The following is a 23,123-nucleotide window of genomic DNA, read 5'->3' on the forward strand; positions in this document are numbered from 1 at the left end:
CATGACTCAAGAATTAACGGTGACAAATCAAAATGAATCTGTAGATGTACCGATAGAACCAGAAATACCAAGACGCCATTGGATAGCACTATTTGGTGGTTTGCTTGGTGCGTTTATGGCGATTCTGGATATTCAGATCACCAACTCGTCTCTAAAAGATATTCAAGGCGCGTTATCGGCAACCATGGATGAAAGTTCGTGGATATCGACTTCTTATCTTGTGGCTGAAATGATTGCGATCCCATTGAGTGGTTGGTTGTCAGTTGCCATTGGTAAGCGTCGTTATTTAACTTGGACCACGATCATTTTTGCTGTGGCGTCTGTGCTGTGTTCTGTGTCTTGGAACATGGGCTCAATGATTGTCTTTCGTGCTATTCAGGGTTTTAGTGGTGGGGCGTTAATCCCACTGGCTTTCTCTCTGGTTGTTCAGTTATTACCGTTAAATAAACGTGCGGTTGGGATGGCGTTATTTGGGGTAACAGCGACGTTTGCGCCGTCAATTGGTCCTACATTAGGTGGCTGGTTAACTGAAAATTTCTCGTGGCACTATATTTTCTATATCAATATTCCACCAGCCATCGCGCTTATCTGTATGGTCAATTATGGTCTTGATGATGAGCCGTTAAAATTAGACAGTTTATTAAAAGCCGATTGGTTTGGTATTACGACAATGGCGATTGGTCTTGGTTGCTTAGAAGTGGTACTAGAAGAGGGGAACCGTGAAGAGTGGTTTAGCTCTAGCTTCATTGTTACGTTATCGATTATTTCAGCCATCAGTCTTATCTATTTTGTGATTAATGAACTGCAGCATAAGAACCCCTTGGTGAATTTGCGGCTACTTAAACAAAGTCAGTTTGCAATGTCATGCATGGCCTATTTGATCTTAGGGATGGCGCTATTGGGATCTATCTACGTGCTGCCAATGTATATGATCCAAATTCAGGGGTATAACGCGCTAGAAATTGGTGAAGTATTAATGTGGATGGGGTTCCCTCAGCTGTTGATTTTCCCATTAGTACCGAAATTAACGCAGATCATTAAAGCGAAATATTTGGTGTTCTTTGGCTTCTCAATGTTTGGCATTAGCTGTTTTGTAAATACGCACATGAGCTATAACTTTGGTGGTGATCAGTTGATTTTCTCTATGTTATTACGTGCTATTGGCAGTCCATTTATTATGGTGCCTTTGTCACTGGTAGCGATGGAAGAGATCCAAAAACATCAAGTAGCAGATGCCTCAACCATTACCAATGTATTACGTAATTTGGGTGGTGCATTCAGTATTGCGATTATCGCGACCATGCTGGATAACAAAACCCGTGAACACTTAGGGCATATTAAAGAGACATTAACCAGTGTCAGTACGGATGGTTGGTATCAACTACAACAAAGCGCAGCAATGTTTGTCTCAAAGGGGAGCGATCCTGCAACTGCAATGCTGCAAGCTAAAGCCTCATTAACCATGACGATGCAGCGAGATGCCGCCATTATGGCGTACAACGATGTTTTCTTAATGATGACGTTCTTCTTAGGTTTTGCTGCTTTTATGATGTTTTTTGTTAAATCGAATTCGAATCCGGGCTCAATGGAAGGTGGAGCGCATTAATTTTTTATGTGTACTCGCATCTTTAAGTGGTTTGGGTATAATGCGGCAGAATATTGAAATGAGGTTCTCATGCGTTTAGATAAATTTTTGTGCGAAACAACAGGTGCCACTCGTAAAGAAGCAACTCGTATTATTAAAAGTGGTACGGTTACCGTTGATGGTGTGAAAACAAAAGTTACTTCAGTAAAAGTAACCGATGATTCAACCGTTGAGTGGGATGGTCGTGAACTTAAATTCCATGGTCCTCGTTATATTATGCTATTTAAGCCAGATGGCTACGTGTGTTCTCATGAAGACAATACGCACCCATCGGCATTAACCTTGTTAGATGAAGTTAACCTTGAGAAACTGCACTTTGCGGGTCGCCTTGATGTTGATACCACAGGTTTAGTGTTAATTACTGATGACGGTCAATGGTCACATAAGATCACATCACCAAAACGTAAGTGTTCAAAAACTTACCGTGTATGGTTAGCTGAATCTATTGGTGCTGATTACGCTGAGCAATTGGCTGAAGGCATTCAATTGAAGAGTGAAACAGGCTTAACAATGCCAGCGACAATGGAAATTGTTAATGAAGACGAAAATGAGCTTCTATTAACGATCCAAGAAGGCAAATATCATCAAGTTAAGCGTATGTTTGCAGCGCTTGGTAATAAAGTTGAAGGCTTACACCGTTCTCAAATCGGTCAGTTAGGACTTGATTATTCACTAGAGCCTGGTGAGTATCGTTACTTAACTGAAGAGGAAGTGATTGCCGTTCTTGGTTAATCAATTCTTAAGTTATTAAGCGACTTTCCTGCGTAATAAATAGATCATCTAATTAATTACATTGGTATAAAAACGGTATGATGTAATGTCATGCCGTTTTTTATTGTAAATTAATGAAAAGAGTTAGGATTAAGTAAGCGTACTTTTTGTTCTCATGATAAAATTTTAATTCTCATCGCTCTTTATCTTTTGTAGGTTATTTATGTCGACTTCTAGCTCTGCACCATCTGAAAGCCCACCTCTCAGTTTACTTTTAATTGTTATTTTAGGTGCAATTGCGGCATTAACTCCACTTGCGATTGATATGTATTTACCTGCTATGCCGAGTATTGCGGCTGATCTTGGAGTATCTGCAGGGTCGGTTCAAATGACATTAACGGCTTATACCGCAGGTTTTGCCATTGCTCAATTAATTCATGGGCCTTTAGCTGATAGCTATGGTCGCAGACCAGTCTTAATCATTGGTACAATTTTATTTGCTGTATGTGCGGTAATTGGTGCCTTGGTTGATAGCATTGAATCGTTAATGTATATCCGAGTATTACAAGGCGTTGCAGGCGCGGCATCCTCTGTGGTTATTCAAGCTATTGTTCGTGATATGTTTGATAAAGAAGACTTTGCTAGAACCATGGCCTTTATTACCTTGGTAATGACTGTTGCTCCTTTAGCGGCCCCTATGATTGGTGGTCACTTGGCGGTGTGGTTTGGTTGGCGTTCGATTTTTTGGTTGTTAGCGGTTTTCTCTGTATTAATCATTTTCGCTATTCTTTGGAAAATCCCTGAAACGTTAAAAGAAGAGAATCGAGAACCCTTTAAATTAAGTACCTCTTTTCGCAATTATCTTTCGTTATTTAAAAACCCAGTATCACTTGGGCTCATCTTTTCAGGGGCTTTTTCGTTTGCGGGTATGTTTGCGTTCTTAACGGCGGGATCGTTCGTATATATCGATTTATACCATGTAAGCGTATCTAGTTTTGGCTATTTATTTGGTTTAAATATTGTTTTTCTAATTGTAATGACAACTCTAAATGGGCGTCTTGTGAAGAAGATGGGCTCACACAATATGCTTAAGTTTGGGTTATCAATTCAATTGTTTGCTGGTTTATTAATGGTTCTTGGTCAGTGGTTACAATGGGGCTTGTGGGGAACGGTTGTTCCTGTTGTTCTGTTTGTTGGCTGTATTTCTACTATCGGTAGTAATAGTATGGCGCTATTGTTAAGTCATTATCCTAAAATGGCGGGGACAGCCTCTTCGCTTGCTGGTACATTACGTTTTGGTACTGGCTCATTAATAGGGGTTAGTATTGCGATGTTGCCGTCAGATTCGGCATGGCCTATGGTTGGCGCAATGACGGCGTGTTCTATTTTATCTTTTGGTTGTTATTTTGTTTTTGGGCGAAAAGCGTAAATGAGTGAAAAAAAATTAGTGCATTATTATCAAGAAGTTCAACATGTTATTAATGCGGCATTGGGTGATTTGCAAGAATCGAAAGACAGTGGTCGTTTACCTAAAAACCCAGTAAGTGCGAATCATTTTCTTATTCGTTGGGTAACAACAGCGATTAAATCACAGCGTTTTAACCGTTGTGTGGCTAAAGAGTTAATGACTTGGCAAAAAGAAGGACGCACTAAAGGAACAGGTACAGAGCTACCAATCCGTTTTGAGCATTACTCTCGTCTTTATGGTGAGCTTGCGCCTGTTGAAACGGTTAAGGCGATTACTAAAGATGCAGTTCTAGCATGGAGCGAATTTTTAGAAGAAGATAAAGAGTGGTGTGTAACGACTGAGTATGAAGTGCTAGAAAAAGCCTCTTTATTCTCGGATGGTGATCACTCGTTGATTATCTGTTCAACGCAGTTAGAGTCTTGTTTTGACGGTGAAGAAGGCTCTGCTGAGTTAGTGAAACCGCTGACGTGTTATGTTCGTGGTAATCACCATGAATTTATTGAATCGGCGTATGAGCATGGTTTAATTGTTCATAAACGTTCTGATTACAAATCAAAAGTGAAATATCACGGTGAATACCTGATTTTTCCTAATAACCATGGTTTGCAATTGGGTGAGATCCCATTCTCATTTAATGTGAAAAAATAGAGCTTTCAATTTATTTAAAAAAGCGCAGATCTTCTGCGCTTTTTTTATACCTACTGCTTCGAAGTTTTTCTTATTCTTTATAGCTCTTCGGCTTCTGCTTTTTTACAAATCGCTTTCACCATGCCTTTAAAGATAAATAGATGGGCAGGGAACATAGCGAACCAATACATTAATCCCCAAAAGCCTTTAGGATGCCACCATGCTCGAACATCTAATTGGCGATACCCCTCATCAATTTCTTTAATTGAAAACTCTAATCGTCCTAGTCCTGGAGCCGTCATTCCAAAAAGTAATGATAAGAATTTGTTCTCTTCGCAGCGGATCACTTTCCATGAGTCAATATGATCGCCTAGCTGAACTTTACCTGACTCAGGTCTTCTTCTGATTGGAAATGAACCACCAAGTAAAGGATCTAACCATTCTCTGGTTCGCCATAATGCGTTAGCGAAGAAATATCCCTCTTTACTGCCGAGACGTTCAATGACGGTCCATAATTGTTGAGGTGAGGCGGTGGTTGTAAAGCTTGCACCCGCTTGTTTTGGGTAATAACCGTAATCTGATTTCCACCGCTTTAATGCACTTGGGTCAAAGCCCCAAATTTCTGTTTTTATTGTTTCGTCATTGGTTTCTTGAGCTCGGTTTATTGCGTCAGATAAAGAGAGCAATGGTTGTGGGAATGCGTGTTCTATAACAGAATTATCAGCAATTAAATCATGATCAATTCCGGCTAATAATGCTCTTCCTAAATCAGACGGGACAGAGGTCACAACACCAAGCCATAAGCCAGCAAAAGAAGGGCTAATAAAGCGTGTTGGAATGATCTTTATAGAGCGATGATTCCGTTTAGCAATAAGGTAAAATAGGGTTTGGTAGCTTACGGTTTCAGGCCCACCCGCTTCAAAAGTGATGGATTCGGTCAGAGGATAATTAATGCATTGGATTAAGTAATAATTGAGGTTTTCTATCGCAATTGGGTTTGCTTGCGAGTTAATCCAAACAGGGCAGATCAATACAGGGAAATGATTAACAAAATCGGTCATGATTTCAAAAGCGGCTGATCCTGTACCAATGATTATTCCTGAGTTGATCTCTATGGTAGGAATGCCCGTTGAACGAAGTAATTCACCTGTTTTTTTACGAGCCAGTAAATGCTGAGATTGATAACCCTCAGGCTGTAGAGCACTTAAATAAATGATTTTTGATAGAGATGATTGTTTTGCTGCAGTTTTGAAGTTTTCAGCAAGAGAGACTTCATAATCAAGAAAGTCATGACCATGAGACATACCGTGAACTAAAAAATAGGCAATATCACAGTCTTTCATCAATGGAAGAATAGAATCTGAATCTTCTAAATCAAGGAAATTACATTGTAGGTTGGGATGCTCAGTCACCCTATCAAGTAGGTAATCAATATTACGAGCGCAAGCAATAACGCTATGTCCTTGCTGTAATAATTGTGGGATCAATTGAGAGCCAACATACCCTGATGCGCCAACAATGAGAATGGTACTTTTTTTATTCAAGACAGCTCCTTTACCTTGTGAATATAAATATTAATTACGTTTTGATTCTAGTACAATTTGTAGGCATATACCTAATGGATCTTGTGTAGTGCAAATGGTTAATTTGTTGTTTATTTGAGGTTCTTCATGTCTGTTTTTCTTTCTAATGTTATTGGTCATACTCGCGGCGAATTTCTCAAGCGATTATTGATGATTGCCATTCCCATTGCACTGCAAAATATTATGTTTTCTAGCCGTGGCTTAGTGGATGTTCTCATGCTTGGCCAATTAGGTGAAGCTGAGATTGCCGCTGTTGGTGTTGCGAGCCGAGCGACGTTTGTAACGACCATTATGTTAGTGGGCGTGACTACGGGTGGGGCGTTATTAACGGCGCAATATTGGGGGGCCCAGAACAAAGAAGGCGTGCGTCAAAGTACCGCGTTAACTTGGATGGTGAGTATGTCTATTGCGACGATTGCAGTAGCATTATTTTTACTTGTTCCTCATCAAATTATGTCATTAGCCACAGACTCTCAAGAAGTGATTGATCTTGGTGCTGAGTATCTATTTATTACCGCGCTAACTATGTATGTCGTTTCTTGTGGCAGTAGCATGGCCGTTGGTTTACGCTCTATTCATCAACCCGGTGTAAGTACCTTTTTTAGTGGCATTGGTATTGTCGCGAACGTCTTTTTTAACTGGGTATTAATCTTTGGTAATTTAGGCGCGCCTGCCATGGGAATTAAAGGGGCGGCGTTGGCTACTTTAATTAGTGGCGTTATAGAAATTGTCTTTTTATATGGTTATCTCTACAGCCGTTCGCATTTATTAAGTTTTGGGTTGGAAGAGATAAAAGCCGTATTAAATTGGCCTAAAATTTCTAAGTTTCTTTCTCTTTCCTTACCAACAACGTTCAATTTTTTAGTGTGGGCAGCAGGTATTTTTACCTACCACGCCATTATGGGGCAATCAGGGGTGCAAGGATTAGCGGCGTTATCGGTTATTTCTCCGATTGAATCTATAGCGCTGAGTTTTCTTATTGGTGCAGCGGGTGCGGCGTCAGTGCTTATAGGTAATCAACTGGGCGCGAAAAAATATGAAGCGGTTTATTATCAAAGTTGGGGCGTGTTAGCACTGAGTGTTATGACGAGTATTGTCATTGCTCTGTTTGTGATGATTTTCCAGCATCAAATTTTAGATATGTTCCCGGCGTTAACAGAAGAAACGAGAGCGATTGCTGAGAAGTTTATGGCTATTTTAGCCATTATTATCGTGATAAGAAGTGTTCCTCTTACTGCTATTGTTGGTGTATTGCGTGCGGGTGGTGATGTAAAATTCTGTTTGTATCAAGATATTGTCTCGCAGTGGTTTATTGGTATTCCAGTTGCGGCGCTTGGAGCATTAGTCTTAGGTTTTCCACCAGAGTACGTTTATGCACTGTTTGTGGTGGAAGAAATAGTGAAATGGTTTGGTTCAATCTATAGAATGAAATCTAAAAAATGGATTAAAAATCTGGTAGATGCGTAAGGAAAGTTTGTTTTTTAGTTGGTATTAGTAACAAGACAGCCCTATGACTATAAAAAGCTTTATGCTAGAAGGGTTATAGTGTAAATTCTGTTACCGATATCACATAAAAGCGTTGAGAGGGTACATGTTAAAACTGACAAACCTGAATAAGGGATATTTGGATGGTGGCGAGTTTCATCCTATTCTTCAAGGGGCAGAATTAACAATAGAGCAAGGTGCTCAAATTGCATTAATGGGTGAAAGTGGCTCAGGCAAAAGTACCCTTTTAAATCTTATTGCAGGGCTCGATAGTGTAGATGGTGGTGAAATTGATATCGCTGGTTTTTCTATGCACTCTCCAAAACAAAGTTCTCGCACTTCTTATCGCCGAAATAATATTGGTCTTGTTTTTCAACAGTTTAATCTCCTTCCTACGTTAACCATTGCTGATAATATCCGTTTTTGCCGTCAATTGAAGGGCTTACGTGATGATGATGCATTATGGCGTCAAATTATCTCAGCGTTAGATCTTATGCCATTATTGGGGCGCTATCCTGAGGAAGTCTCTGGTGGACAGCAGCAACGTGCTGCGATTGCACGCGCCTTGTATATGGAACCTAAATTGTTATTAGCCGATGAGCCAACGGGTAGTTTAGATGAAAAGAACGCTGAAGCGGTAATGCGGTTGCTGACTCGTTTGTCTCGTGATCTCCATTGTACATTGTTACTAGTAACTCACAGTGAAAAAGTGGCGGGTCATATGGATGGTTTGGTAAAACTTCAGGGAGGCACCTTGAATGTTATTTCCGGTAGCTAAGGCGCTTCTTGGACATTACCGCAGGCATCCATTACAAATATTTTTAGTATGGCTTGGTTTAACGCTTGGTGTTTCACTGCTTGTTGGTGTACTTGCGATTAATCACCACGCAAAAAACAGCTATAGTGAAGGGGAGAAATTATTTTCAAATCCATTCCCTAATCGTATTCGCTCAATTCAAGAAAATATTCCTATTCCCCAAGCGTTTTATATTAATTTGCGTCGTGCAGGTTATATCGATTGCATGCCTGTGCAAACGTTGCATTTAGAAACGACAGACGATATTGATATCTCATTAGTTGGTATTGATCCTGTTGCTTTGATGCAAATATCAGCTAAAAATTTAACGGGCAACAATGATATGTTGCCCTTAATGCGCCCACCATTTCCTGTCCTTGTTAGTCAACCTCTCGCTTCTTATTTTGGTATTACAGATGGCGATTATATTGAGTTGCAAAACCAATCGAATATTGGCCCAGTTATTGTCGATAAAAGTCAGCGTTTATCGGGATCTCGTCTTTTTTCAGATATCGCACTGACAAAAATGCTAGGTCATAAAGCCGGCTTTGATATTTTGCTTTGTGGCGAAATGTCAGACAATAAAAAAGAGCGTTTAGAGCGAATGCTACCACGAGGTTTGCAGCTTGAAACGCACAAAGAGTCTGGATTAACGGCATTAACAAAAGCCTTTCATACCAATTTATTTGCGATGGGAATGCTCTCTTTTGTGGTGGGTTTGTTTATTTTCTACCAAGCAATGTCTCTCTCTTTTATACAGCGACAGCCGCTAGTTGGAACGTTAAGACAAATCGGTGTGTCCACAAAAGAGCTAATTCTTGCTATGGGCATTGAAGTTAGCTTGTGGGCGATTATTGGTTGGATAAGCGGTAACTTTTTTGGTTTGTTATTAGCTAATCAGTTAATGCCAACGGTATCAAACAGTTTGTATTCTTTATATAACGCCGATGTTGATTTGCTTATTACGTGGAGTTGGAACTGGAGCTATCAAAGCTTATGGATGGCTATTTTAGGTTGTATTTTAGCTTGTGGTTGGCCGCTATATCGTTTGCTGAGTATTGAGCCTATTCGCTTAACTGCTCGCTTGTCATTAGCTCGATTTGCCGGTAAAGAGTTTGAAGTTCAAGCCATTGTTGCTGGTGTATTCTGTGCCGCTGCCTATTTAATTAATTTATTACCACACAGTCATGAGAATGGATTTATCTTGATTGGCTTTTTAATGATAAGTGTTGGCTTATTTACCCCTTTCATTATTTGGAAGTTTTTTGATTGGTTATCTTATAGATTACCGTCTGCTAAAGCGCGTTGGTTTTTCTCTGATTCTTCAGCAAGTTTGAGCTACCGTGGTGTAGCTGCAATGGCCTTTATGCTTGCGTTAGCATCTAATATTGGTGTTGAAACCATGGTGGGTAGCTTTAGAGCTACAACCAATAATTGGCTAGAGCAACGTCTTGCTGCCGATATTTATATTGAACCAAGTAAAGCATCGGCTAGCCGCATTAGTTATTGGCTTAAAAAACAGCCTGAGGTTGAATCGGTATGGCGACAATGGAAAATCGATTATCAAACCGAATACGGAAATTTAGAAATTTTAAGTTCAGGGACAACCTTGGGTGAAAAGAATGCGTTAACGATGAAAGTCGCGATCCCTGAATATTGGTATTCATTACACCATAAACGTAGCCTGCTGATTAGTGAGTCGATGGCTCTAAAGTGGGATTTGAAACCGGGTGATTATCTTGATTTACCCGCGCCTATGGGGGATAACTGGCAGATATCCGGTGTGTATTACGATTATGGTAATCCTTATAACCAGTTATTACTTTCCCATCAGGCTTGGCTAAAAGCATTTGGTGGTCAAGGTAAAACTGGGATTGGTGTTGTATTAAGGGACAAAGATAAACGTACGGAGTTAATTGGGCGGGTGTTAAAACAGTATCGATTATCGGCAGATCAAGTTAATGATAATCATAATATACAGGTCCAAGCCATGAAGGTATTTGATAGAACCTTTATCGTTACCGGAACATTAGGGAATCTAACGTTAGTTATTGCGGTGTTTGGTTTGTTCTTTGCTACCTTGGTAGGAGAGATCTCACGCCAGAAGCAAACGGCACTATTACGCTGTTTAGGATTGTCAGGAAAAGAGCTGATATTGCTGGGCGGCCTTCAATTATTGGCCATTGGCTTATTTACTATTTTGATAGCTCTACCTCTTGGCCTTGTTCTTTCACAGCTATTGATTGATATCGTGATGAAATACTCATTTGGTTGGACAATGGAAGTTAATTATTTCCCGATGGAATATATGATGACTTTTGCGTGGACATTGTTGGCATTAACGGTTGCAGGCGCTGCTACGGTTTGGCGAATCACTAGACGACAAGCGATTGTTTCACTGCGGGAGTCGTTATAATGAAAAAAAATAATATGCGTAAAAGTAACTTAAAAATATCGCTGACTATTTTTATTCTAATTCTTGGGTTTGCTGTTGCTTATTATGTTAATTGGAAAGACGTAGATACGGAAGGAGATAATGAGATTAACTCTATTTTTTCCCAATCTCCTGATGCGTATTTTGATCCTGTACTACCCAATAATCCATTACATTTCCCTGATGATTTTAACAGTCATCTAACCTTTCAACATGAAAAATGGATGATGACAGTTAATGCTATTAACCAAGAAGGGGACAGTGTTGGGATCCAATGGACAATGTTTCGTATTTCCAGTGATGACAGAGAAACAAAAGGTTGGTTAGATCCTCGTTTGTATGTAGCTAAAGTAGTTATCACTACGAAAGATGGTAAATGGGTTGGAGAACGTTTAGCGAGAGGTGGTATTGGTCAGGCGGGTGTTATGTCTCGTCCATATCGTATCTGGATCGATGATTGGCAATGGAGAAGCTTAGGAAGAACCCCTTTCCCTGGATTATTTTCAGCCGCTTCAGAGAGTTTTTCACTCAAATTATCGATTAATTCGAATAATAATCCAACCCAATTGGGTGAGTTTGGTTATTCAAAAAAACATGAATTGATACCTGTCGCATCCTATGAATATATTTTTCCTTTTCTTACTGTGCGTGGCAACATCACTCTAAATAATAAAGCCTATACTATTGCAGGCACGGCAATCTTAGAGCATGAGTGGGCCAGTGGTTTTTTAGATGAAAATCAGCAAGGATGGGATTGGTTTATTATTAATTTGAGTGATAGTAGAAAATTGCTTGTGACTCAATATAGACATAAAGATCAAACACCGTACCGATATGGTGCGCTTTTAGATAATCATGGAGGATTTATCTCATTAGGTGAAGATGATTTTACTCTACAGACACTTCCCGCTCGCCAGTTAAAAAATGGTCGGAAATTGCCTCTCCAGTGGATCATTAATGTACCTAAGTATAATATAAATTTAACAACACAAGTTGTCCGTAATGAACAATGGTTGGATACTCTCATTCCATATTGGCAAGGTCCAATAACGACGACTGGCTCCCATCAAGTAACAGGTTTTATGCAATTAACGGGATACTAGTATTAAATAGTTATTCCGATGCGAATAAAGCAGAGAGTAAGAGCTAACACTTCGGTTTTTCCGATGCTTTAGCTCTGAACAAGCGATTATTCTTGATCTAGAACAACGGGTAGACTTTTCTTATTCGTTTTTCTGTAAATTATTATAATAAATAAAGGGCATCTAATGAGTGATGTTATTAAGAATTTTTTTAAACTAGAGTCTGCCGGTGGGATTCTACTCGTGATTGCAGCAGCAATCGCAATGATGGTTGCTAACTCTTCTTTAGCGCCAATGTACGATACATTTTTACATACTTATATTGGTGGTATGTCTGTGTCTCATTGGATTAATGATGGGTTAATGGCTGTCTTTTTCTTCCTAATTGGTTTGGAAGTAAAAAGAGAGTTACTTGAAGGTGCGTTAAAGTCTAAAGAAACCGCAATTTTCCCAGCAATTGCTGCGGTCGGCGGTATGCTTGCTCCTGCACTTGTTTATGTTGCATTTAACCTGGGCGACCCAGAAGCGTTATCTGGTTGGGCCATTCCTGCTGCTACCGATATTGCTTTTGCTCTAGGTATCATGGCATTACTTGGTAACCGTGTTCCTGTGAGCTTAAAAGTATTCCTACTTGCTCTAGCAATTATTGATGACCTTGGCGTTGTTGTAATCATTGCCTTCTTCTACACGAGTGATTTATCAATCTTAGCGCTTGTGATTGGCTTTATTATGACAGGGGTTCTGTTCTTACTAAATGCGAAGCACGTCTCTAAGATCCGTTGGTACTTATTAGTTGGCTTTATCTTATGGGTAAGTGTTCTTCAATCTGGTGTTCACGCTACATTAGCAGGTGTTGTACTTGGCTTTGCGATCCCACTGAAGGGTAATAAAGGTGAGCGTTCTCCACTGAAACATATGGAACATGCGCTTCATCCTTATGTGGCGTTCTTGATTTTACCAATATTTGCTTTCGCTAATGCGGGTATTTCATTAGATGGCGTATCATTAGATAGCTTAACAACAACGTTACCACTAGGTGTTGCATTTGGCCTGTTTATTGGTAAACCACTAGGTATCTTTAGCTTCAGTTATATTGCAGTTAAATCAGGTGTAGCTAAATTACCGAAGGGTGTAAATATGATGCATATCTTCGCTGTATCGGTGTTATGTGGTATTGGTTTTACCATGTCAATTTTCATCTCATCACTTGCGTTTGGTAGTGTATATCCTGAATTTGATAAGTTAGCTCGCCTTGGTATTTTGATGGGCTCGACATTGGCGGCTGTGATTGGTTACTTGCTATTGAGTATATCTCTTCCAAAGAAAGCGAATGCCAATACTAATGCTGAAGCTTAAATAAAACATTGAGTTAAATATAAAACACCTCGTTTGATACGGGGTGTTTTTTTATCTGATGAGTAAGCTTAATTCCAGACAAAAAAAAGCCCAAACAAAGACTGAATGGGCAAAGGAATATAAGGAATTATGAAAAAGCAATGCAGTTGAATAAGATAAAATTTGGCGGCCTGCTAAATTTTAGTCGCTCTTTATCAACGGGTACTAATTCAGACTAGCCATATTTCATTTAGTTCAAAAAAGATTCATTTTTTATTATTTTTTTTTGAATGCTAGTTTTTGGGTAGGAAGCTAAGATAAATAACAGGCAAAGAAAAACCCACTATCGATAAAAGCCAAGAGGCTAGATAGTGGGTTACTTGAATTAATCAAGAAAAAGCAGTGGAATTATGAACATAACATCAGACTTCGTATTTTTCAGTTAGTTCAAAAAAAGTGAAGATAATTCCATTTTTTTAGAAAAAAGACGTTTCACACCTCCAACCACTCACTATTTTGACAAAAATTGTCATAAATGGGATGCGAACTGGATAAGAACCTTTTATCCTAGAAGGTAATTATTAAAAGGAAAGTTGAACATGATCATCAAACCTAGAATTCGTGGATTCATTTGTACAACCACTCACCCAGTTGGTTGTGAGCACAACGTTAAAGAACAAATTGCTCTGACTAAAGCACAAGGTCCAATTGTTAATGCACCAAAACGTGTATTGGTTGTTGGTTCTTCAAGTGGCTACGGTCTTTCTTCTCGTATTACTGCAGCATTCGGTGGCGGAGCGTCAACGATTGGTGTTTTCTTTGAAAAAGCAGCGACTGAGAAAAAACCAGGTACAGCAGGTTGGTACAATTCAGCAGCTTTTGATAAATTTGCTAAAGAAGAAGGCCTATACTCTAAGAGTTTAAATGGTGATGCTTTCTCTAATGAAGCAAAACAAAAAACAATTGATCTAATCAAAGAAGATTTAGGTCAGATTGATATGGTTGTTTACTCTCTGGCTTCTCCAGTGCGTAAAATGCCTGAAACAGGTGAAGTGATCCGTTCTTCATTAAAACCAATTGGTGATACATACACAGCAACCGCTGTTGATACCAATAAAGATGCAATCATTGAAGCATCGGTTGAACCTGCAACAGAACAAGAGATCCAAGACACGGTTACTGTAATGGGTGGCGAAGATTGGGAACTTTGGATGAATGCATTATCTGATGCTGGCGTTCTAGCTGATGGTTGTAAAACTGTTGCTTATAGCTACATCGGTACTGAGCTAACTTGGCCTATCTATTGGGATGGCGCGCTAGGTAAAGCGAAGATGGATTTAGATCGTGCAGCGACAGCGCTAAACGAGAAACTGTCAGCGACAGGCGGCACTGCAAACGTAGCGGTTCTTAAATCTGTTGTGACTCAAGCAAGTTCTGCAATTCCGGTTATGCCTCTTTATATCGCAATGGTATTTAAGAAAATGCGTGAAGAAGGCGTACACGAAGGTTGCCAAGAGCAAATCCTACGTATGTTTAGCCAACGTCTATATAAAGAAGATGGCTCAGCACCTGAAGTAGACGAGAACAACCGCCTACGTCTAGATGACTGGGAACTACGTGAAGACATTCAAAAACATTGTCGTGAGCTATGGCCACAAGTAACGACTGAGAACCTAAAAGATTTAACTGATTACGTTGAATACAAAGAAGAGTTCTTAAAACTGTTCGGTTTTGGCGTTGATGGTGTTGATTACGACGCTGACGTGAACCCATTAGTTGAGTTCGATGTTGCCGATATTTAATTAATTCTTTTGAGGATTAATAGCAGATAAAATAAAACCCCAGAGTGTTTAATCATTCTGGGGTTTTTTATTGCCTCTCATTTAATTACATTGGTGTAAATATGCAATCAATCAATTTAAGCAAGCAGGATCATAATAGTACCAGCAACGGTCATTAAGATATTTGCAATAGCATAAGTACCGGCATAGCCTAATGCTGGAATGGTACTACGTGCATGTTCGTTCACAACATCCATTGCAGGACCACAAGTACGAGCACCAATAATGGCACCAATCAATAAGGCACGGTTCATATTTAGAATATACGCACCAACAAGGTACGCCAAAATAACAGGAACAACGCTGACAATAAGTGCTGCGGCAAGTACTTTTAAGCCGTCTTCAGAGAAGTAATCTCCAATATTGCCACCAGCACTTAGACCTATGCCCACCATAAAGACTAATAAACCAAGGTTTTTCGCCATATTGAGTGCGCCTTGAGGTACATAGCCAAAGGTTGGGTGATTTGCTCTTAAGAAGCCTAATGTAATACCTGAGATCAATAGGCCAACGGCATTACCAAGCCCAAAGGTAACCTGACCAAAGCTCATAGTGATCATGCCGAACATGATACCTAGAATAAAGAAACTACAGAAAGCCAATAGATCCGATACCTGACTATGGATCGAGATAAAACCAATCTTGTCGGCAATGTGGTGAACTTTACTTTTCTCACCACTTACCTGAAGGATATCACCTTTCGCAAGGACGATATCATGCTCAATTGGCATTTCAATCTGTGCACGAACGACTCGGTTTAAGAAACAGCCATATTCAGACAGGTTTAATTCAGATAAGCGTTTTCCTGAAATATTGTCATTCTTTACAACGATCTCTTCTTCTGCAATACGTAGATCTAATAGATTACGGTCAAATACTTCTTTACCGTTTCTGAAGCTAGGATCTAGACGAGCATGGCTATCAGGGTAGCCTACTAACGCTATTTCATCACTTTGTTGTAGGATATAGTCGCCATCAGGGTTCGCAAGAATACCATTACGACGAATGCGTTCAATGTGGCAACCTGTTTGGCGGTGAATACCTAATTCACGTAAGTTCTTTCCATCAGTCCAATCGATAAGCTCTTGACCAACACGATAAGCTCGAATGATAGGAAGGTAAACTTTACGTTGGCCAGCACTGCCAATACCACGTTCTTGAGCGATTTGCATCGCACTGTCTTGTAGGTTTTGCTTTTGTAATTTTGGCAGTAAACGAGCTAATAATATTAAGCTGGTTAAACCGATCAAATAAGAGAAAGCATAACCAACACTTAGGTTATCAATTACTTTGCTAAATTCCACACCATCAGGAAGAACGGCTAAGCCAGAGTTAAGGGCATCTTTAGCACCAACAAGAACGGGGGTTGCTGTTAGAGCACCTGCCATCATACCTGTAGATAAGCCATAGCTGAGATTAAAGTAATGCCCAGTTAAAAAGCTTAATGAGATAGCAGAGATGAGAACGACAAGTACCAGTAATAGGTAGTGTTTACCATCACGTAGGAAGATACCAAAAAAGTTTGGACCGGCTTCAATACCAACACAGAAAATGAAGAGCATGAAACCTATGTTGAGAGAATCGGCACTAAAAGTATAACCAATACTTCCCATAAAGAGGGCGGTGATAAGCACACCAATAGAGCTACCCAATTGGAAACTGCCAATTCTAATTTTGGCTATGAATAAGCCAAGAGCGAGAACAACGAATATAAGTAAGATATCGTTTTGCGCTAACAAAGTAGCAACATCAATGTTCACTGTATTTTGCCTGAAATATGGAATAAGAAAGTGTGATGCAAGTCTAACTTAAAAATGGCGATTGTATAACCATATTTATAAAGAAAACAAAAAAAAATCACCGCTCAAGAGCAGTGATTTAAAATACATTGGTGCAGGCTATAGATTAATCAAAAAGACCTAGGTTCTCTTTAGCATATGCTTCAAATTCTGTGCAGCCGCCAATGTGCTCTTGGTCTACAAAAATTTGAGGAACAGTATCTACAGGCTTACCGACTGTTTTTTCTAGATCTGCTTTTGAGATCCCTTCTGCATGAATATCAACATAACGATAGTTAAAATCTTCACGTTTTTCTTTTAGCGTATCAGCGTGTTCTTTTGCACGAACACAAAATGGGCAACCAGGGCGACCAAAAATAACTACAAACATAGTGTTAACTCCAAATAGTAAGGGATGCGTGTTACTGCAATCAATAGGAATACTATGCCTACTGTTATCTGCAAAGTAAAGGTGATTTCACCTCTCTATCTAATAGGTAAAACCTATGAATTGAAAAATAATAAAAAGAAGAGATCTTAAATAGAATCAATGAGATTTATAAAAAAGAACCCACTTAATTAAAGTGGGTTCTTAAATGTTTTTTGAAATGAAAAAGTTAGAGAGTGTTGTCTTTTTCATAACGAGAGTCTTTTAACGCATCTTTTACACGCTTTAAATTGTCTCTAAAGCCAGCGCCACGACGTAAGGTAAAGCCTGTTGCTAATACATCGATAACTGTCATTTGTACAACACGGCTCGCCATTGGCATATAAACGTCAGTATCTTCTGGAACGTCTAAGCAAATAGCTAAAGAAGACATCTTTTCTAGTGGAGAGTCTTTCGCTGTAATAGCAATAACTGTCGCACCATTTGATTTAGCAAGTTCTGCAATCTCAACCAAACTCTTTGTGCGGCCAGTATGAGAGATTAATACTACAACGTCGTTTTCAGTACAGTTGATGCAACTCATACGCTGCATTACGATATCATCAAAACACGTAATTGGAATATTAAAGCGGAAGAACTTATTCATGGCATCGTGTGCAACAGAAGCTGATGCGCCAAGACCAAAAAATGAGATCTTTTTCGCTTGAGTTAATAAGTCGACAGCACGATTAACTTGCATTGGATCAAGACTATTCTTAGCAACATCTAAGCATGCCATTGTTGATTCGAAAATTTTGTGTGTATAGGCGTCTGGGCCATCATTTTCTTCAACGTTACGGTTCACATAAGGTGTGCCGTTCGCTAAACTTTGTGCTAAGTGAAGTTTAAAATCAGGAAAGCCTTTAGTGTCTAAACGACGACAAAAACGGTTAACAGTTGGCTCACTTACATCAGCCATTTTTGCTAATGTAGCGATACTAGAGTGAATGGCCGTTTGTGGTGAGGCCATGATTACTTCAGCAACTTTACGTTCTGATTTACTGAAGTTATCTAAATTATTTTGTATTCTTTCAATCGTATTCATATGCACTCTTCTACATTCTGCTCTTAGTATAACCCTAGCCAGAATAACCTACCTTGGTTTACTCTGGTTAACGCTATAAATATTTGATGAGATTAAGTATATACGTTTGTAGAGTGTGCCTCTAACAAATGACGGTCTTGAGTGTATTTTTATAACAATAATATGACAGAACTCTAAAAACACTTTCAATTTAGAAAGTGTTTTTATTTATAAATCGAGTTTTATTGTAAATATTGGCGTGATCTTGTGATTAAATTTCAGACTTTCAGGAAAATAATTACAAAATCCAGGTTACTTTATATGAGATAAAATAACCTGGATGAGGAGTTGTTGCTAAGCTAATTTAAGATTGAGTCGGTAAGAGTGAGTAATTGTGGAAGAGAAATCTCACTACTTTTTGCAATGCATCTTTGCTCGATTAGGACATTTTTTAAGATATCTTTTGTCGTTAAAGGATTGGCAAGTACTACTCGGAAAACAATCGTCGGTTGTGACTGGTAACTTTCCGGCGTTAAGCGTGTTCGAGAAACGAATGATTTACCCGTTTCACGTTGAGTTTTTTGGATATATTTAGTGAGATTATCCAAGTGCTCATAGATTTCAATTCTTTGCTCTGGTGTTGCCAATAATAAGGCTTCTTTTACTCGTTTTGGCACATAGCGATAAGTAAGTAGACAAAGCTCTGGTGCTGATATTAATTCAAAGTCATCTTGTTGTTGGATTAATTCAGAAAAATACTTAGCTTTCTCAATGCTTTGATTGATCAGTAGTTCATAACCTGGACGACTAATAACATTAAAGCAAGAGTACAATAGCATTGCCATGCCACTACGAGACCCTTCAAGTGTATGTCGGCCTAGATCTTTTGACCCTTTGCGTAAAATATATTCAGCGTGATGCTGAATAGATGACATAAGTTCAGGATCTTTAAATATCACCATGCCAGCTCCCATAGGGACATAAAGCTGCTTATGTGCATCAATGGTGACAGAATCGGCTAAATCAATACCATCTAAAAGGTGACGATAAGTGTTAGACATTAAAGTCGCACCGCCCCAAGCTGCATCGACATGAAAATGACAGTTTTCACGTTGAGCGACTTCTGCCAGTTGGCGTAATGGGTCAATGGTTCCTGTTTCAGTCGTACCAGCAACACCAATAATGGCTAATGGCTTAATATTATTTTCTTTAGCGGCTGCGATTTTTAATTCTAGATCAGCCAAACAGATTCGGTTGTTGTTGTCTGTTTTTACAGCAACGACACCATCTTGACCGATACCTAATACATCAGCGGCTTTTTTTACTGAATAGTGGCCACGCTCAGAAACAAATATAGCAAGTCCGCTGCATTTATAATGAGTTAAAGCAGCAAATAGACCTTGTTTAGCAATGCCTTCAAAATTACCTTCAGGTTTTAATAAACGGTTCCTTGCAACCCATAACGCGGTAATATTAGCGACAGTACCACCAGAGCAAAAAGCCCCCAGTGAGTGATCGGCGCTGTGCATCCAGTGATGGTAAAAACCGTCTTGCTCACCATAAATAAGGCGATGCAAAATACCCAAAACTTGTCGTTCTAATGGGGTAAATGCTTTTGATGTTTCAATTTTGACTAGATTTTGATTCAAGGCGATCATGATCTTAGACAGCGGCATTAAAAAGTAAGGCAATGCAGATGTCATGTGACCAATAAAGCTTGGAGCTGAAGTATGAACAGATTGAGAAACTAACGTATTCAATAAATGCTCAGTATGTTCAGAAACATACGTCGGCGATTCAGGCATTGAGGAATCCGTAAAATCTTTCTCTATTTCAGTCAGAGGTTTTTCCTCTGCAACAATATGCTCTCGTAAGAACTTATTTAGATTTTGAGAAAGTTCTTGCTCAATTTTACCAAGAGTAGAATCGGGCGCTTCCGGAACAGTAAAAATTCGCAGCATGCTTTCTAAGTTGGCATCCGCTGTTTTGTTGTCTGTTACCATGGTATCTGTTCTATTTGTTGATGATTGAAAAGTAAAGATGGGTTCTCTTTACTGGCTCTGAGAGCACAATTTAGATCAAAATGAGTAAAAAGTCTTGTCCAAATGTGCAACTCAGGCCTCTGAGGGAGATAAATCGATTCTCTTGATTAAATAACCAACAACTTATTGGCAGCTGATTTTGCTAATCTCTGTTATTTTTTGGTTGTAAGCATTTAATGGTGTTTCAATGTCTTTTGGGTGACTTAAAATATCAGCAAAAGCAGAACGCAATTCATAGTTTTGTTTATGAGGCTGAGATTGACGATCATCAAAAGTTACTTTTGCTATTTTGCCAAGTTCATCTTTATTGGCTGCTAATGCTTTAATTTCTTTTTGTTCTAACTGTAACCAAGATTCAATCGATTGGTTAGTTTTGACTTTTGATGGATCATTTTTTAGATAAAAATCAACCGCTGCACGATTTAATTCAAAGTGATGTTCACGACCTTCAAGAAACCATTCACCCACGCTATCTAATTTCGGATTTTTTTGAACTGTAATCGCAATGAGATCTTTATACCAAGTTAGCGATGCATCAACGTATTGGCTGTATTTGTTGCTTAAGCATTCAGTATCAGCAGCCTGAGCAGACGTTGTTAATAAAGCAAATGGTAAAATAAGAGCAGCAAGTTTCATTACAAATCCTTAGAAATGAATCATTATTATTGGCTGTGATTGTAGGCATCGTATTACTAAATGCAATTTAAACAACTCACAGTGTGATGCTTCCCTCTTAATTTATAATTGAAAAATTAATATTAGAGGGAAACAAAAAATAGCATTAAGAAAGGTACGGACAAACTTAGGATAAAGCCACTAACAATGGCAATTGGAACACAACGAATACCGCCACAGTTTTGAATAACAGGTAGGGTAAAGTCCATTGCTGTTGCGCCTGCGTAACCAATTGAAGTCACAGGGTAGCGATGGATGAGTGTTGGAATTAATAAGAGAGCGACCAGTTCACGCATGAGTTCGTTTAAGAAAGCTGCACCACCATAAACAGGCCCAAGAGCATCGCCCATTAAGATCCCTGCAAGCGAATACCAACCAAAGCCAGAGGCCATTGCTAGACCGTGCTGTAAAGGAATATCTAAAAATAGAGCTGCGATTAGGCCACCGATAAGTGACGTTGACATGATAACGGCAGCAATAATGATTCCATGTTTGTTAAGTAAAATTTGACGAAGAGATAAGCCACTATTTCTTAGCTGAATACCGATAAGAAAAAGTAAAAGCAATAAAATTAATTCACTGGCTTCTTCAACCCATGAAAGGTCAATGCCACTTAATAAACCCACTAATAAACCACCAGCCACAGCAAGTAGCAATTTCGCGGACTCAAGGATCATTTTGAATAATGGAAGTGTGTTTTTATTCCCTTCAGAATTAAGAGGGAAAATTTTATCCATAATAGGGAGGATAGCTAAATTACACACGCTGATAGAGACAAAAAACACAGCGGTAATTGTTACTATTTGATTTAGGTTTTGAGCTAAATTATCAAGCGCGGCGAGACTTAGCCCCATCAATGCAAGTATGACAGTAACTAAATGACTGGTTGCGGCGTTTATGTGCTGAAGAGGCTTCTTTTTATGAAGAGGTATTAGATAACCAAATAGCAGGGGTAAAAAAACGAATAGCATTCCAGAAAGCATAGTTTTGATCTCATCCATGAAGAAGCCTTGAGAATATCAAGGCTTATTAATGACATCAATATAAGTTATCTATTTTTAGTAATTAAATTACAAACCACTGCTTTTTAAGGTTTCTTTAATGCGATCGTTAAATTGACTGTTTGTAAGATTGCTTAGCGTATAGAGAGCTTCAGCTCCTTCTAGCGTAATTTCAATTTCATGTTCATCAAGGCTGTCATCTTTACTTCTAAACAATAATATATGATTAGCAATACGAGCAATATTTAAATAACTAACTTGTTCATCTGGCTTTAATTGCTGTTGAGTATTGGTTGCAACAGCTAAGAAATCGCTATCAAATTGCCAGTGATTTAGTACGTGATAACTAGTGTCGTTACACTCTTTATCAAAGATATAAAGCGCTAAGTCCAACTCTAAATAATTGCCTTTCTCAAGATAATCATAATACTCGTTAACGAGGCAAAATAGCCCAATATCCGCAAGTAACCCAGTAAGTAATGCTTTTTCTGGCTCCAAATAAGCGAGAGAATTATCATCAGATGCCGCTATCATTTCCTGACAAACCATGGTCATAACTGCAGAAAATTCACGAGAGCGAGCGGCACTTTTACGAAGTAGTGCATTACATTCTTTATTTAAATCACAAGAATGCTTTAGTTGCTCAATAGCTTGAGCTGTAACGATGTCTCGAACACGGAAAATACCAAGGCGTGAAACGGCGGTTAATACATCAGTACAAGTAATATTTCGACGATTGAAAACAACAGAATTAGCCATACGAATGACGATAGCTGTGAGACTTGGGTCCTCTAATAAAGTATCGGAGACATCTTTAATTAATGTGCCCTCAAGAGTACATAGCTTTTGAATTTTAAGTACAACATCAGGGATAGGAGGCAATTGAATGTTACCTGATGAGATACTCTGAGCAGCTAAGTCGCTAAACTCACTTCTTAATGCAGCTAGTACTTTTTCTTTATCGTGAGGTAACCAAAAAAACGATAAATGATCCATTCTTAATTCATACCTTTAAATGATGAATGAATCATACAGTATTTTTATGATATCGAAAAAGAAACTCAAGAAAATGAGACTACTTACTAAAAAAGAGCGTTATTTAAGTACACAACGCGTTGAAAAGTTATTACGCAGGAATAAATAAGGGGCTGGTTATTGATGGTGTAAAT

The 23,123-nt window shown here is 38.9% G+C and carries 18 protein-coding genes; 10 read left to right on the top strand and 8 right to left on the bottom strand.

All coding sequences use genetic code 11. The features are described from left to right. The first annotated feature begins 1 nt into the window (after position 1). From AC2INI_RS04565 to AC2INI_RS04580, 4 genes are all read left to right on the top strand, one after another. On the top strand, positions 2–1,606 hold the full coding sequence (locus AC2INI_RS04565; protein WP_486305442.1) for a DHA2 family efflux MFS transporter permease subunit: 1,605 nt from the start codon (positions 2–4) through the stop codon (positions 1,604–1,606). Positions 1,607–1,675: 69 nt separating this feature from the next. After that, entirely contained in the window at positions 1,676–2,377 is a 702-nt protein-coding gene (rsuA, locus tag AC2INI_RS04570) for a 16S rRNA pseudouridine(516) synthase RsuA (RefSeq protein WP_122035547.1), read from the top strand. A 202-nt stretch (positions 2,378–2,579) separates the two neighbouring features. Then, complete coding sequence (locus AC2INI_RS04575) at positions 2,580–3,785, top strand: Bcr/CflA family multidrug efflux MFS transporter (protein ID WP_122035545.1); 1,206 nt, start codon at positions 2,580–2,582, stop codon at positions 3,783–3,785. Next, positions 3,786–4,472 carry a DUF2913 family protein gene (locus tag AC2INI_RS04580; protein ID WP_122035543.1) on the top strand — a complete coding sequence of 229 codons (687 nt, stop codon included), beginning with the start codon at positions 3,786–3,788 and terminating at the stop codon, positions 4,470–4,472. A 77-nt stretch (positions 4,473–4,549) separates the two neighbouring features. On the opposite strand, the gene AC2INI_RS04585 is transcribed toward AC2INI_RS04580, so the two are convergent. Then, a complete protein-coding gene (locus tag AC2INI_RS04585) occupies positions 4,550–5,995 on the bottom strand; it encodes a DUF2867 domain-containing protein (protein WP_486317274.1) in 1,446 nt (481 codons plus the stop codon). A gap of 126 nt (positions 5,996–6,121) precedes the next feature. Here AC2INI_RS04585 and AC2INI_RS04590 point away from each other — a divergent pair, with 126 nt between their 5' ends. The 6 genes from AC2INI_RS04590 (at position 6,122) to fabV (ending at position 14,968) form a co-directional block, all read left to right on the top strand. After that, positions 6,122–7,501 (top strand): MATE family efflux transporter, encoded by a 1,380-nt coding sequence (locus tag AC2INI_RS04590; RefSeq protein WP_486305444.1) that lies wholly within the window; start codon positions 6,122–6,124, stop codon positions 7,499–7,501. A gap of 124 nt (positions 7,502–7,625) precedes the next feature. Beyond that, the gene (locus AC2INI_RS04595) at positions 7,626–8,297 is read left to right on the top strand and encodes an ABC transporter ATP-binding protein (protein WP_122035537.1); all 672 of its coding nucleotides are present in this window, start codon (positions 7,626–7,628) and stop codon (positions 8,295–8,297) included. Next, positions 8,278–10,731 carry an ABC transporter permease gene (locus AC2INI_RS04600; protein ID WP_486305445.1) on the top strand — a complete coding sequence of 818 codons (2,454 nt, stop codon included), beginning with the start codon at positions 8,278–8,280 and terminating at the stop codon, positions 10,729–10,731. Before AC2INI_RS04595 ends, AC2INI_RS04600 begins: the two co-directional genes overlap by 20 nt. Next, the gene (locus tag AC2INI_RS04605; protein WP_486305446.1) at positions 10,731–11,852 is read left to right on the top strand and encodes a lipocalin-like domain-containing protein; all 1,122 of its coding nucleotides are present in this window, start codon (positions 10,731–10,733) and stop codon (positions 11,850–11,852) included. Before AC2INI_RS04600 ends, AC2INI_RS04605 begins: the two co-directional genes overlap by 1 nt. 165 nt (positions 11,853–12,017) lie before the next feature. Continuing rightward, on the top strand, positions 12,018–13,187 hold the full coding sequence (nhaA, locus tag AC2INI_RS04610) for a Na+/H+ antiporter NhaA (protein ID WP_122035531.1): 1,170 nt from the start codon (positions 12,018–12,020) through the stop codon (positions 13,185–13,187). A 578-nt stretch (positions 13,188–13,765) separates the two neighbouring features. After that, the gene (gene fabV / locus AC2INI_RS04615) at positions 13,766–14,968 is read left to right on the top strand and encodes an enoyl-ACP reductase FabV (protein WP_122035529.1); all 1,203 of its coding nucleotides are present in this window, start codon (positions 13,766–13,768) and stop codon (positions 14,966–14,968) included. 116 nt (positions 14,969–15,084) lie between these two features. Here the strand turns inward: fabV and AC2INI_RS04620 are convergent, their stop codons facing one another. The 7 genes from AC2INI_RS04620 to AC2INI_RS04650 all read right to left on the bottom strand — a co-directional run bounded on the left by AC2INI_RS04620 (position 15,085) and on the right by AC2INI_RS04650 (position 22,950). Further along, positions 15,085–16,767 (bottom strand): aspartate:alanine antiporter, encoded by a 1,683-nt coding sequence (locus AC2INI_RS04620; RefSeq protein WP_122035527.1) that lies wholly within the window; start codon positions 16,765–16,767, stop codon positions 15,085–15,087. A gap of 145 nt (positions 16,768–16,912) precedes the next feature. Continuing rightward, on the bottom strand, positions 16,913–17,176 hold the full coding sequence (locus AC2INI_RS04625; protein WP_122035525.1) for a GrxA family glutaredoxin: 264 nt from the start codon (positions 17,174–17,176) through the stop codon (positions 16,913–16,915). Between the two features lie 226 nt (positions 17,177–17,402). Further along, the gene (locus AC2INI_RS04630; protein WP_122035523.1) at positions 17,403–18,257 is read right to left on the bottom strand and encodes a MurR/RpiR family transcriptional regulator; all 855 of its coding nucleotides are present in this window, start codon (positions 18,255–18,257) and stop codon (positions 17,403–17,405) included. A gap of 338 nt (positions 18,258–18,595) precedes the next feature. Next, the gene (panP, locus tag AC2INI_RS04635) at positions 18,596–20,239 is read right to left on the bottom strand and encodes a pyridoxal-dependent aspartate 1-decarboxylase PanP (protein WP_122035521.1); all 1,644 of its coding nucleotides are present in this window, start codon (positions 20,237–20,239) and stop codon (positions 18,596–18,598) included. 162 nt (positions 20,240–20,401) lie between these two features. Continuing rightward, positions 20,402–20,914 (bottom strand): hypothetical protein, encoded by a 513-nt coding sequence (locus AC2INI_RS04640; protein WP_122035520.1) that lies wholly within the window; start codon positions 20,912–20,914, stop codon positions 20,402–20,404. 122 nt (positions 20,915–21,036) lie between these two features. Continuing rightward, a complete protein-coding gene (locus AC2INI_RS04645; RefSeq protein ID WP_122036144.1) occupies positions 21,037–21,936 on the bottom strand; it encodes a LysO family transporter in 900 nt (299 codons plus the stop codon). Positions 21,937–22,023: 87 nt separating this feature from the next. Next, positions 22,024–22,950, bottom strand: a complete 927-nt coding sequence (locus AC2INI_RS04650) for an HDOD domain-containing protein (RefSeq protein WP_486305447.1) — start codon at positions 22,948–22,950, stop codon at positions 22,024–22,026. Positions 22,951–23,123: the final 173 nt, after the last annotated feature.

This window comes from Aliivibrio friggae, from assembly GCF_057368515.1.

Bases quoted from the DNA above. Each gene is read 5' to 3' on its own strand.
- AC2INI_RS04565 (WP_486305442.1), top strand. From the start codon at position 2: ATGACTCAAGAATTAACGGTGACAAATCAAAATGAATCTGTAGATGTA.
- AC2INI_RS04600 (WP_486305445.1), top strand. From the start codon at position 8,278: ATGTTATTTCCGGTAGCTAAGGCGCTTCTTGGACATTACCGCAGGCAT.
- panP (WP_122035521.1), bottom strand. From the start codon at position 20,239: ATGGTAACAGACAACAAAACAGCGGATGCCAACTTAGAAAGCATGCTG.
- AC2INI_RS04580 (WP_122035543.1), top strand. From the start codon at position 3,786: ATGAGTGAAAAAAAATTAGTGCATTATTATCAAGAAGTTCAACATGTT.
- rsuA (WP_122035547.1), top strand. From the start codon at position 1,676: ATGCGTTTAGATAAATTTTTGTGCGAAACAACAGGTGCCACTCGTAAA.
- AC2INI_RS04630 (WP_122035523.1), bottom strand. From the start codon at position 18,257: ATGAATACGATTGAAAGAATACAAAATAATTTAGATAACTTCAGTAAA.
- AC2INI_RS04575 (WP_122035545.1), top strand. From the start codon at position 2,580: ATGTCGACTTCTAGCTCTGCACCATCTGAAAGCCCACCTCTCAGTTTA.
- AC2INI_RS04595 (WP_122035537.1), top strand. From the start codon at position 7,626: ATGTTAAAACTGACAAACCTGAATAAGGGATATTTGGATGGTGGCGAG.
- fabV (WP_122035529.1), top strand. From the start codon at position 13,766: ATGATCATCAAACCTAGAATTCGTGGATTCATTTGTACAACCACTCAC.
- AC2INI_RS04650 (WP_486305447.1), bottom strand. From the start codon at position 22,950: ATGGATCATTTATCGTTTTTTTGGTTACCTCACGATAAAGAAAAAGTA.
- AC2INI_RS04645 (WP_122036144.1), bottom strand. From the start codon at position 21,936: ATGCTTTCTGGAATGCTATTCGTTTTTTTACCCCTGCTATTTGGTTAT.
- AC2INI_RS04640 (WP_122035520.1), bottom strand. From the start codon at position 20,914: ATGAAACTTGCTGCTCTTATTTTACCATTTGCTTTATTAACAACGTCT.
- AC2INI_RS04625 (WP_122035525.1), bottom strand. From the start codon at position 17,176: ATGTTTGTAGTTATTTTTGGTCGCCCTGGTTGCCCATTTTGTGTTCGT.
- nhaA (WP_122035531.1), top strand. From the start codon at position 12,018: ATGAGTGATGTTATTAAGAATTTTTTTAAACTAGAGTCTGCCGGTGGG.
- AC2INI_RS04590 (WP_486305444.1), top strand. From the start codon at position 6,122: ATGTCTGTTTTTCTTTCTAATGTTATTGGTCATACTCGCGGCGAATTT.
- AC2INI_RS04605 (WP_486305446.1), top strand. From the start codon at position 10,731: ATGAAAAAAAATAATATGCGTAAAAGTAACTTAAAAATATCGCTGACT.